This window comes from Paractinoplanes ferrugineus (assembly GCF_016862195.1).
In the GTDB taxonomy this organism is placed as follows: domain Bacteria; phylum Actinomycetota; class Actinomycetes; order Mycobacteriales; family Micromonosporaceae; genus Actinoplanes; species Actinoplanes ferrugineus.
The window spans coordinates 1-11,340 of record NZ_BOMM01000101.1 but is presented as its reverse complement, the minus strand read 5'-3'; the positions used below and the strand labels follow the sequence as shown (position 1 = coordinate 11,340).

The 11,340-nt window shown below is 69.9% G+C and carries 8 protein-coding genes; 6 read left to right on the top strand and 2 right to left on the bottom strand.

Translation table 11 applies throughout. The features are described from left to right. Nucleotides 1-400 precede the first annotated feature (400 nt). The 4 genes from Afe05nite_RS43055 (at nt 401) to Afe05nite_RS43040 (ending at nt 6,915) form a co-directional block, all read left to right on the top strand. Entirely contained in the window at nt 401-1,789 is a 1,389-nt protein-coding gene (locus Afe05nite_RS43055) for a glycoside hydrolase family 10 protein (RefSeq protein ID WP_203823139.1), read from the top strand. Between the two features lie 73 nt (nt 1,790-1,862). Then, entirely contained in the window at nt 1,863-3,863 is a 2,001-nt protein-coding gene (locus tag Afe05nite_RS43050) for a cellulose binding domain-containing protein (protein WP_203823138.1), read from the top strand. An 8-nt stretch (nt 3,864-3,871) separates the two neighbouring features. After that, nucleotides 3,872-5,173 (top strand): CE1 family esterase, encoded by a 1,302-nt coding sequence (locus tag Afe05nite_RS43045; protein ID WP_438869853.1) that lies wholly within the window; start codon nt 3,872-3,874, stop codon nt 5,171-5,173. Next, a complete protein-coding gene (locus Afe05nite_RS43040) occupies nt 5,170-6,915 on the top strand; it encodes a family 43 glycosylhydrolase (protein ID WP_203823136.1) in 1,746 nt (581 codons plus the stop codon). The genes Afe05nite_RS43045 and Afe05nite_RS43040 overlap by 4 nt, the downstream gene beginning before the upstream one ends. 67 nt (nt 6,916-6,982) lie before the next feature. Here Afe05nite_RS43040 and Afe05nite_RS43035 read toward each other — a convergent pair whose 3' ends face one another. Beyond that, nucleotides 6,983-8,335: an extracellular catalytic domain type 1 short-chain-length polyhydroxyalkanoate depolymerase gene (locus Afe05nite_RS43035; protein ID WP_203823135.1), complete on the bottom strand. Its 1,353-nt coding sequence runs from the start codon at nt 8,333-8,335 to the stop codon at nt 6,983-6,985. A 191-nt stretch (nt 8,336-8,526) separates the two neighbouring features. On the opposite strand from Afe05nite_RS43035, the gene Afe05nite_RS43030 reads away from it, so the two are divergent. Both Afe05nite_RS43030 and Afe05nite_RS43025 read left to right on the top strand, forming a co-directional pair. Continuing rightward, complete coding sequence (locus tag Afe05nite_RS43030) at nt 8,527-9,480, top strand: PaaX family transcriptional regulator (protein ID WP_203823134.1); 954 nt, start codon at nt 8,527-8,529, stop codon at nt 9,478-9,480. 35 nt (nt 9,481-9,515) lie between these two features. Next, a complete protein-coding gene (locus tag Afe05nite_RS43025) occupies nt 9,516-10,805 on the top strand; it encodes a serine/threonine-protein kinase (RefSeq protein ID WP_203823133.1) in 1,290 nt (429 codons plus the stop codon). 44 nt (nt 10,806-10,849) lie between these two features. On the opposite strand, the gene Afe05nite_RS43020 is transcribed toward Afe05nite_RS43025, so the two are convergent. Further along, the coding region (locus Afe05nite_RS43020) for an RICIN domain-containing protein (protein ID WP_203823132.1) at nt 10,850-11,340 on the bottom strand (491 nt) is incomplete at its 5' end.

The window sequence follows — 11,340 nt, the reverse complement described above, 5'->3', positions numbered from 1 at the left end:
GGAGGCGGCCGGCCCGCGGACCGCCATGCCGAGGGCGGTCAGCGCCATGATCAGCAGGATCAGGGCGAGGCTCCGCCGGCCGGAAACGGTGGGTGTTCTCATGTCGGCTCCCGAGGACGAGGTATTTCCGGGGATGCTACGAGCGGTGCTGAAAGCAATTCAACTCTATCAATTGCATGCGGTATTTCGCGACGCGATAAATAAGACGCACTGAAAACTGTTACGAGCGCGCATCCTCGGCGTATGTCCAGGTGAGCGCGGTGGCACGAACAATTGCTTGAATTGGTGGGAGCGCTCCCGTAACATCCGAGACATCGACCTGTTAACGTTCACTTTTCACTGGTGAAGGGCAGCCCCAGCCTTTCTACCGTGTATTTCCGTCTCTCGAAAGGTTCCCCGCATGTCCATCCCCAGGCACGGCCGAGCAGCGCTGCTGGCGGCCGCCGCCGTCGGTGTCGTCGTGGCAGCGAGCGTCGCCGTCATCGGCACCGCGGACGCGGCCTCCACCCTCGGCGCCTCGGCCGCCCAGACCGGGCGCTACTTCGGTGCGGCCATCCCGGCGAGCAAACTCGGCGACGCCACCTTCAGCCGGATCCTGACGACCGAGTTCAACTCGGTCACGCCGGAGAACGAGATGAAGTGGGACGCCACCGAGCCGTCCCAGAACAACTTCAACTACACCAACGGCGACCGCATCCTCAACCAGGGCATCTCGATGGGCGCCAAGGTCCGTGGCCACGCCCTGCTGTGGTACCAGCAGGAGCCCGGCTGGGCGCAGTCGATGTCGGGTTCCGCGCTGCGCAGCGCGATGATGAACCACGTCACCAAGGTCGCGACCCACTACAAGGGCAAGATCTATGCGTGGGACGTGGTGAACGAGGCGTTCGCCGACGGTGGTAGTGGTGCGCGGCGTGACTCGAACTTGCAGCGGACGGGTAACGACTGGATCGAGGCGGCGTTCAAGGCGGCTCGGGCGGCGGACCCGAATGCGAAGTTGTGTTACAACGACTACAACACCGACGGGGTGAATGCGAAGTCGACCGGTGTGTACAACATGGTCAAGGACTTCAAGGCGCGTGGGGTGCCGATCGACTGTGTCGGTTTCCAGTCGCACCTGGGTACGAGCATTCCGGGTGACTACCAGTCGAACCTCAAGCGGTTCGCCGATCTGGGCGTCGACGTGCAGATCACCGAGTTGGACGTGGCGCAGGGTGGTAACCAGGCCAACATCTACTCGACCGTGACGAAGGCCTGCCTGGCCGTGTCCCGGTGCACCGGCATCACCGTCTGGGGCATCCGCGACAGCGACTCGTGGCGCACCGGCGAGAACCCGCTGCTGTTCGACAACTCCGGCAACAAGAAGGCGGCCTACACCGCGGTGCTGAACGCCCTCAACTCGGGCGGCACCACCACCCCGCCGACCACCCCGCCGACGACGCCGCCGACCAGCACCCCGACGACGCCGCCGACCACCCCGCCGACCGACAACCCCGGCACCGGCGCCTGCTCCGCCAGCGTGACCCTGAACTCCTGGAACGGCGGCTACGTCGCGTCGGTCAAGGTGACCGCCGGCTCCGCCCCGGTCAACGGCTGGACGGTGAGCCTCGGTCTGCCCTCGGGCAGCGCGGTGACCAGCGCCTGGAGTGCCACCAACAGCGGCACCACCGGCACGGTCAGCTTCCGCAACGTCAGCTACAACGGTTCCCTGGCCGCCGGTGGCACCACCGAGTTCGGCTTCCAGGGCACCGGTGCCGGCCCGACCGCCACGCCCACCTGCGCGGCCGGCTAGCCGTCCGTACTCCCCGTGCTCTCCGGCCCAGCTCCCCAGGGCCGGAGAGCGCCCCTGAACGAGGAGCACACCCATGAAGAGACAATCCTGGCTCGCGACCGCCCTCGCGATCTCCGTTGCCGGCGGCCTGACCGCGGTCGCCACCTCCGCCGAGGCCGCCGCCGGCTGCCAGGTCGACTACGCCGTGACCAACCAGTGGCAGGGCGGCTTCGGCGCCGACGTGACCATCACCAACCTCGGTGATCCGCTCACCGCGTGGCAGCTGTCCTGGACGTACGCCGCCGGACAGACCGTCACCCAGCTGTGGAACGGCACCGTGACCCAGTCGGGTGCCCAGGTGACCGTGGCCAACGCCGCGTTCAACGGCACCATCGCCACCGGCGGCAAGGCGAACTTCGGCTTCAACGGAAGCTGGACCGGCAGCAACCCGGCCCCGTCGAGCTTCAGCCTCAACGGCGTGGCCTGCACCGGCGGGACCACCCCGTCGTCACCGCCGCCGTCGACGACCCCGCCGACCACGCCGCCGACGAGCCCGCCCACGAGCCCGCCGACCACGCCGCCCACGACGCCGCCGGTCAACGCGCCGTCCACCTTCACCAATCCGGTGGTCTGGCAGGACTTCGCGGACGGCGACATCATCCGGGTCGGCGACGTCTACTACTACTCGGCGTCGACCATGCACTACTCCCCGGGCGCGCCCGTGCTGCGCTCCTACGACCTGGTCAACTGGGAGTACGCGGGCCACTCCGTGCCGCGGCTGGACTTCGACAACGCCGCCTACGACCTGAACGGCTCACGGGCGTACGTCAAGGGCATCTGGGCCTCGGCCTTCAACTACCGGCAGAGCGACTCGACCTATTACTGGCTCGGGTGCACCGAGTTCAACCGCACCTACGTGTACTCGTCGAAGTCGGCCGGCAGCGGGTGGAGCAAGAAGGCCCGGATCAACAAGTGCTACTACGACGCCGGCATGCTGTTCGACGGCGCCACCCCGTACGTCGCCTACGGCAACTCGACGATCAGCGTCGCCCAGCTGTCGTCCGACCTGACCTCCGAGGTCCGCTCGCAGACCGTCTACACGACGCCGTCCTCGATCGGGACCCTCGAGGGCTCGCGGATGTACAAGCGCGGCAACTACTACTACATCTGGCTCACCCGGCCGGCGAACGGCCAGTACGTGCTCCGTTCGACCAGCCCGTTCGGCCCCTACGAACAGCGCCAGGTGCTGCTCAACCTGCCCGGCCCGATCTCCGGCGGCGGCGTGCCGCACCAGGGCGGCCTCGTGCAGACCCAGAACGGTGACTGGTACTACATGGCCTTCACCGACGCCTACCCCGGTGGCCGGATGCCGACCATGGCCCCGATCTCGTGGAGCGGCGACGGCTGGCCGGTGCTGCAGACGGTGAACGGCCGGTGGGGCAACAGCTACCCGCGGCCCAACCTGCCGTGGCACCCGCTGGCCTCGATGACCGGCACCGACAACTTCACGGCGAGCACCCTGGGCCCGCAGTGGGAGTGGAACCACAACCCGGACACGACGAAGTTCAGCGTCGGCAACGGCCTGCGGCTCAACACCGCCACCGTGACCAACGACCTCTACAACGCCCGGAACACGCTCACCCGGCGCATCCAGGGACCGTCGTCGACGGCGACGGTTCAGCTCGACTACTCGGCGATGGCCAACGGGGACCGCTCGGGACTCGCCATGCTGCGGGACCAGTCGGCGTGGATCGGCATCCGGAAGGACAACGGCACCACCCGGGTGTCGATGACCAACGGCCTGACCATGTCGACGAACGGCTGGACCACGACCGGCACCGGATCCGAGGCGGCCGGGGCATCGGTCTCCGGCGGCAAGATCTGGCTTCGGGTCACGGCCAACATCCAACCCGGAAGCGGGCGTACGGCCACCTTCTCGTACAGCACCAACGGCAGCACCTTCACCAACCTCGGGCCCGCGTTCACCTTGAACAGCGACTGGCAGTTCTTCATGGGCTACCGGTTCGGTGTCTTCAACTACGCCACCAGCGCGCTCGGCGGCTCGGTGACGGTCAACCAGTTCGCCGTCTCCTGAATCGAGGAATCGTGAGGAACATCCGAAAGCTCGCCGGCGGAGCGGCGGCGGCCCTACTGGCCGCGGCCGTGGCGCTGACGATCAACGCCACGGCCCCGGCCGCCGACGCGGCCACCACCGCCGGCTGCGGCAAGGCGCCCACGCTGACCAGCGGCACCAAGACGATCAACAGCGGGGGCCAGAACCGTTCGTACATCCTGCGCGTGCCCGACAACTACGACCGCAACAAGCCGTACAAGCTGATCTTCGCCTTCCACTGGCTCAACGGAAGCGCGCAGAACGTGGTCAGCGGTGGCTACTACGGCCTGCAGGGACAGTCGAACAACTCGGCGATCCTGGTCGCGCCGCAGGGCATCGACAACGGCTGGGCCAACACCGGCAACCGTGACCTGACCCTCGTCGACAACCTGACCTCGCTGATCGAGGGCGGCCTGTGCGTCGACACCACCCAGCTGTTCGCCACCGGCTGGAGCTACGGCGGCTCGATGAGCTACGCCGTCGCCTGTGCCCGCCCCACCGTCTTCCGGGCGGTCGCGGTGATGTCCGGGGCCAACCTCAGCGGGTGCAGCCCGGGCACGCAGCCGGTCGCGTACCTCGGCATCCACGGCATCCACGACAGCGTGCTGAACATCTCGCTCGGCCGGTCCATCCGCGACACCTTCGTGCGCAACAACGGATGTACGGCGCAGAGCCCGCGGGAGCCCTCGCAGGGCAGCCTGACCCACATCATCACGCAGTACTCGGGCTGCAAGCCCGGCTACCCGGTGGAATGGGCGGCGTTCGACGGCGACCACACCCCGGAGCCGGTGGACGGGACGACGCAGACCAGCGGCGCCCGGACCTGGACCGGCGGCGAGATCTGGAAGTTCTTCACCTCGCTGCCGAGCACCACGACCACGTCGCCGACGCCCCCGACCTCGCCGCCGACCTCGCCGCCGACCTCGCCCCCGACGAGTCCTCCGACGAGTCCGCCCACCAGCCCGCCGACGTCCGGCCCGACCGGGGAGCCGGGCGCCTGCTCCGCCACCTACCAGATCACCGGTTCGTGGCAGGGTGGCTTCCAGGCCGAGGTCAAGGTGACCGCGGGGGCCACCGCGCTGAACGGGTGGCGGGTCAGCTGGACGTTCGCCAACGGTCAGACGATCACCCAGATCTGGGGTGGCCGTAACACCGCCAGCGGCTCGGCGCAGACCGTGACGAACGAGACCTACAACGGCGCCCTCGGTGCCGGTGCGTCCACCACGTTCGGTTTCCTCGGCACCTGGAACGGCACCAACAGCGTTCCGTCGACCACCTGTTCCGCGGCATGAGGCGCCGACTCCTCGCCGTGCTGTTGCCGGTACTGGCCGTTCTCGGCTTCGTACCGGCACCGGCCCGGGCCGACAACCCGATCGTGCAGACCATCTACACGGCCGACCCGGCCCCGCTGGTCTACAACAACCGGGTCTACCTCTACACCGGACACGACGAGGACAACTCGACCTACTTCACGATGAAGGAGTGGCGGGTCTACTCGTCGGCCGACATGGTCAACTGGACCGACCACGGTTCCCCGCTGAACCTGGCCAGTTTCAGCTGGGCCAGCTCCAACGCCTGGGCCGGGCAGACGGTCTACCGCAACGGCAAGTTCTACTGGTACGTGCCGATGACCGTGCGGGCCACCGGCGCGATGGGCATCGGCGTCGCCGTCTCGAACAGCCCCACCGGGCCGTTCACCGACGCGATCGGCAAACCCCTGGTCAGCAACGGCCAGATCGACCCGACCGTGTTCGTCGACGACGACGGCCAGGCCTACCTCTACTGGGGCAACCCGGATCTCTGGTACGTCAAGCTCAACGCCGACATGACGTCGTACTCGGGCAGTCCCACGAAGATCCAGCTGACCACGGCCGGTTTCGGCACCCGGACCGGGGACGCCAAGCGGCCGACCCTGTTCGAGGAGGGGCCGTGGGTCTACAAGCGTAGTGGCCTCTACTACCTGGTCTACGCCGCGAAGTGCTGCTCGGAGTTCATCGCCTACTCCACCGGGACGGGGCCGACCGGGCCCTGGACCTACCGCGGGACGATCATGCCGACCCAGGGGAGCAGCTTCACCAACCATCCCGGCGTGATCGATTTCAACGGCGGGTCGTACTTCTTCTACCACAACGGCGCGTTGCCCGGCGGCGGCGGTTACACCCGCTCGGTGGCCGTCGAGAAGTTCGCCTACCGATCCGACGGCACCATCCCGACGATCAACATGACCACCACCGGTGCACCCCAGATCGGCACGCTCAATCCGTACGTCCGGCAGGAGGCCGAGACGATCGCGTGGGAGAGCGGGGTCGAGACGGAGCCGGCCACCGAGGGTGGCATGAACGTCGGCTTCATCGACAACGGCGACTACGTCAAGGTCAAGGGGGTCGGTTTCGGTGCGGGAGCGAGTTCCTTCACCGTACGGGCGGCCTCCGGCGCGAGTGGCGGCAAGGTGGAGGTACGCCTCGACAGCCCGACCGGAACCCTGGCCGGCACCTGCACCGTCCCCGGCACCGGTGGCTGGCAGGCGTTCTCGTCGGTGACCTGCCCGGTCAGCGGTGCCACCGGCACCCATGACCTCTACCTACGGTTCACCGGGGGAAGTGGCTACCTGATGAACGTCAACTGGTGGCAGTTCACCCCGGCCGGCGGGACGACCACGTCGCCCTCGCCGTCGCCCTCGGTGTCGACGTCCCCCTCGTCGTCTCCGTCGCCGTCGCCGTCGTCGTCACCGTCCCCGGTGGGTGGCTGCAGTGCGAGCTACAGCACCACCGGCACCTGGTCCGGGGGGTTCCAGGGTGAGGTGAAGGTGACCGCCGGCAGTTCGGCGATCAGTGGATGGACGGTCCGCTGGCCGCTGAGCAGCGGGCAGACGATCAGTCAGGTGTGGAACGGATCGCTGGTGAGCGAGCAGTCGGCCGTGGCGGTGAGCAACGTTTCGTGGAACGGGGCACTCGGTGCCGGCGCCTCGGCCACGTTCGGGTTCCTCGCCTCGGGCACGCCGTCCACACCGGCGTTGGCCTGCACCGTGTCCTGACGGAGGCCGGTGCGCGCAGGGGGATGAGGGTGCCGCCGGAGGACGCCGGCGGCACCCTTCCACCTTGTCAGGCCGTAGTGCAGGCGCTGCCGTTGAGGGCGAACGAGCCGGCCGCCCCGCTGTTACCGGTGTGGCTGGCCTGGAACCCGACGGAGATCGAGCCGCCGGCCGGGATCGCACCGTTGTAGCTCACGTTGCGGGCGGTCACCTGCCCGCCGGCCGGGGCGTAGGTGGCGTTCCAGCCGGAGGTGATGGTCTGCCCGGCCGGGAGGGTGAAGACCAGGGACCAGCCGTTGACCGCGGAGCTGCCGGTGTTGGTGATCGTCAGGTTCTCGGTAAGCCCGCTGTTCCAGGCATTGACCGCGGCCGTCACGCGGCACGCGCCGGACGACGGCGGCGTGCTGGGCGGCGTCGTCGGCCCCGAGGTCGGGGGCGTGGTGGGCGGTGTGGTCGGCGGTGTCGTGGGGCCGGTCGTCGGCGGCGTGGTCGGCGGCGTGGTGGTGCCGGTGAGACCGAAGAAGCCGATGGCGTACGCGGCCATGCCGCTGCTCGGCAGGCTGTGCCCGGCCCCCTGGATGCTGTAGGCCTCGATGTTGTCGCCGTAGCGGCGGCGGTTCCAGCCCGACTGCGGGGTGTCGGTGGACGTCGGGGTCTGACTGACCCCGAACACGTTGGTCCACTGCTCGATCTCCTCCTGCAACAGCGAGTACGGCACCAGGGTGTCGCTCGTGCCGTGCCACAGCTGCACCCGCGGGCGCGGTCCGGTGTACCCCGGGTAGGCCTGCCGCACCGCGTCGCCCCACTGCTGGGGGGTGCGGTCCATGCTGCCGCCGGTGCACTTGCTGGTGCCGGGCGGATAGTCGGACGCGCCGGCGAAACAGTTGAACGGCACGCCCATGAACGCCGCCCCGGCCTTGAAGACGTCCGGGTAGAGGGCCAGCATCTCGTTGGTCATCATGCCGCCGGAGGAGCTGCCGGTCGCGTAGACGCGGTTGGCGTCGCCGCCGTACTGCCGTTCGGCGTAGCTGACCATCGAGACGATAGACACCGGGTCGCTGCCCCCGCCGCGTCGCTTGGCGGCGTCCGACCACGTGTCGAAGCAGTTGCCGAAACCGGCCTGCTGGGTCGCCGAGGGGTAGATGACGAGGAATCCGTAGCGGTCGGCGAGCGAGGCGAACTCGCTGCTGGAGTAGAACCCGGGACCGGAGCCGCCGCAGCCGTGCATGGCGACGACGATGGCCGGCGCGGTCGGGCGGGTGTTCGGGACGTAGATGTGCATCCGCATGCCGCCCGGGTTGCTGCCGAAGCTGGTGACCTCGGTCAGCGAGGCGGCGAACGCGGGTTGCGCGGCCGGGACGGCCAGCCCGGCGACGGCCAGGGAGGTGGCCGCGGCGAGCAGGAGTCTCCGTCTGATCTTCATTGCCTGTCTCCTTCGGTCCGCGCCGGGGCGCGGCTCGTGGTAGCAGGTGCGGAGCGGGAGGCACGCGAAGGTGGCGGTCGCGCGAAGCCCGGTCCACACCGTCGTGTGACACAAAGACTCCACCTCGAACAAAAAACTGTCAATCGACATGTCTCGATCAATTGCGCCGGCCGGCCCGTAAAGTCAGGGCGGTGACCAGCCCGTACGAAATCGACGAGATCTTCCCGGAGGATTCGCCCGGATCCGTGCGGCTGCCGCGCCGGCAGGCCGGCAATTCGCCGCAGGGCCTGGCGGTGACCCTGATGGCCGACTACACGCTGCGGACCCGGGCGTGGCTGCCGACCGCCGCCATCGTGACGCTGCTGGCCGAGGCCGGCGTCAGCCCGGCCGGCGCGCGCACCGCCATCAGCCGCCTCGCCCGCCGTGGCGTGCTGGAAGGCCGTCGCCAGGGCCGGCACAGCTCCTATCGGCTCACCACGGCGGCCGCCGCGTTCCTGGCGATCGGCGGCAGTGCCATCCTGGTCGCCTCCGACGCCCCGCCCTGGGACGGGCAGTGGACGCTCATCGCCTTCTCGATGCCGCAGGAGGAGGGCAACTCGCGGCGGGGGTTACGCGATCAGCTGCGGTGGATGGGCTACGCGCCGCTCTACGACGGCCTGTGGATCTCCCCGCACGACCTCAGCGCGAAGACCCGGGCCCGGCTCGCCGAGCTGACCCTCGGCACCCTCACCGTCTTTCGCGCCGGCCACGTCGAGCTCGACGCGGCGGTGCGGCGCAACCCGCTCGACGCCTGGGACACCGAGGAGATCGCCCGGCAGTACGAGGCGTTCATCCGGCGCTGGCGCCCGGCCGTGCCGCGGAGCCGGGGCGGCGACGTGGCCGGCACCGACGCGGTCCGCGCCCGCACCGAGGTGATGGACACCTATCGCCGGCTGCCCATTCTCGACCCGCATCTGCCGCTGCGCCTGCTGCCCCGGGGCTGGCTGCGGGAACCGGCCCGGGACCTGTTCGTCGCCGTCTACGACGGGCTGGCCGACACCGCCGAGAATCATGTCCGCGCGGTGGCGAGCCGCTACACCGAGGGCGAGGTTTCCGGCATCCAGGCACATACCGTCGCCGATCTGGCCACCGGTCTCGGTCGATAGGTTTCGCCCCGGCCGGATCGGGAACCGGGAGCGCCGTGGAGTGCGGACAACTCATCGCCGGTCGTTACCGGCTCCGGGAGCGGCTCGGCCAGGGCGGGATGTCGGTCGTCTGGCGGGCCGACGACGACGTGCTGGGCCGCGAGGTGGCGGTGAAGGTGCTGTCCGCGGCGCTGGCCGGCGACCCGGATCAGCGCCGGCAGATCCGTGACGAGGCCCGGGCCGCCGCCCGGCTGCGGCACACCAACGTCGTCGCCGTGTACGACTACGGCGAGTTCACCGACGCCGGACGGACCCTCTCGTTCGTCGTGATGGAACTGGTGGACGGCCGCACCCTGGCCGACATGCTGACCGGCGGCCGGCTCCCCTGGAAGGTGGCCACCCTGGTCGGCGCGCAGGTGGCCGCCGCCCTGGCGGCCGCGCACCTCGACGGCATCGTGCACCGCGACGTGAAACCCGCCAACGTCATGGTGACCGGCGCCGGGGTGAAGCTCGTCGACTTCGGCATCTCGGCCGCCGTCGGCGCGTTCGACGACCAGGACGGCCGGTTGCTCGGCACGCCCGCCTATCTCGCGCCGGAACGTGTCGAGGGCGGCCCGGTCCGCCCGGCGACCGATGTGTACGCCCTCGGCCTGGTGATGTACCTCGCGCTGGCCGGGCAGATGCCGTGGCAGGCGTCGACCGTCACCCAGATGGTCAAGGCCCACGTCTACGCGAAACCCGCGCCTCTGCCGGTGCTCCCGGGCCTGCCGCCCGCGGTCGTCCGGCTCGTGTCCCGCTGTCTGTCCAAGCGGCCCGCCGACCGGCCCAGCGCCATCGAGGTCGCGGAGGTGCTCGGCGAGATCGCCGGGCTGCCGTCGTCCGCTCTGCTGCGCAGCGTCGCCGCCCCGACCGTCGCGCTGCCCGCGGTCACCACCCGCCGTCGGGGCCGGGCGACGCTGATCGCCGCCGGCGTGGTCACCGGACTGCTGCTCGCGGGCGGTGCCTGGTGGGCCGAGGAGGGACCGGCTCAGCCTGCGGAGGCGGGCGCGGTGCCGACCGGCACGCCGACATCCGGCCCGGTCAAGGCCGGCCTGGCCGACGCCGGCACCGCGTCGACCGGCACCGCGTCGACTGGCACCGCGTCGACCGGCACGGTTGCGGGCGGCACGGTTGCGGCCGGCGCGGTCAAGCCCGGTGTGTCGACGTCCACGAAGGAGTCCGCGGTGCGGGTGGTTCCGGTGGCGCGCAAGGGCAGCGGCGCGAAGGCTCGGCCGGCCCCGCCCGCCGCGCCCCGGCCGGGCAAGGCGCCGAAGCACCCGCACCCGGACAAGCCCGGCCGGAAGTGACCCCACGAGCCGGTGGGCGTCGTGAGGTCACCGCCGGCCGCTGATCAGACCTTGGTCAGCGTCCACAGGTGGTCCGCCGTACCGGTGTCGCTCCACTGGAGCACCTGTGCCCCGGCGGCGGTACTCATGTTGGCGACGCCGAGGAGCAGCCCGCTGCCGGCGTTCCAGATCTTGTAGTGGCCGGCGCCGTCCGCGGTGGCGGTCCACAGGTGGTCGGTGGTTCCGGTGTCACCCCAGACGAGGGCGGCCGCGCCCGCGCTGGTCGAGGCGTTCTGAATGCCGAGCACCAGGCCGCTGAGCTGATTGACGATCTTGTATTGACCGTTTCCCGCGGGGGCCAGGGTCCAGACCTGGGCGGAGCTGCCGCCGGTGGCCTGCACGGCGGCGGTACCCCACGCGGTTCCGGCATTGAGCGGGGTCAGCGGCAGACCGCTGTTGGCGTTGGTGATCCGGTACGTGCCGGCGAGGTCGGTCGTCGAGCCGCCGCCGGTGCCCGGGGTGATGGTGATCCGGTAGGCGTTGTTGGTGGCCATCG

Excerpts from the sequence above, each read along its gene's own strand:
- Afe05nite_RS43055 (WP_203823139.1), top strand. The coding sequence starts at position 401 with ATGTCCATCCCCAGGCACGGCCGAGCAGCGCTGCTGGCGGCCGCCGCC.
- Afe05nite_RS43040 (WP_203823136.1), top strand. The coding sequence starts at position 5,170 with ATGAGGCGCCGACTCCTCGCCGTGCTGTTGCCGGTACTGGCCGTTCTC.
- Afe05nite_RS43035 (WP_203823135.1), bottom strand. The coding sequence starts at position 8,335 with ATGAAGATCAGACGGAGACTCCTGCTCGCCGCGGCCACCTCCCTGGCC.
- Afe05nite_RS43050 (WP_203823138.1), top strand. The coding sequence starts at position 1,863 with ATGAAGAGACAATCCTGGCTCGCGACCGCCCTCGCGATCTCCGTTGCC.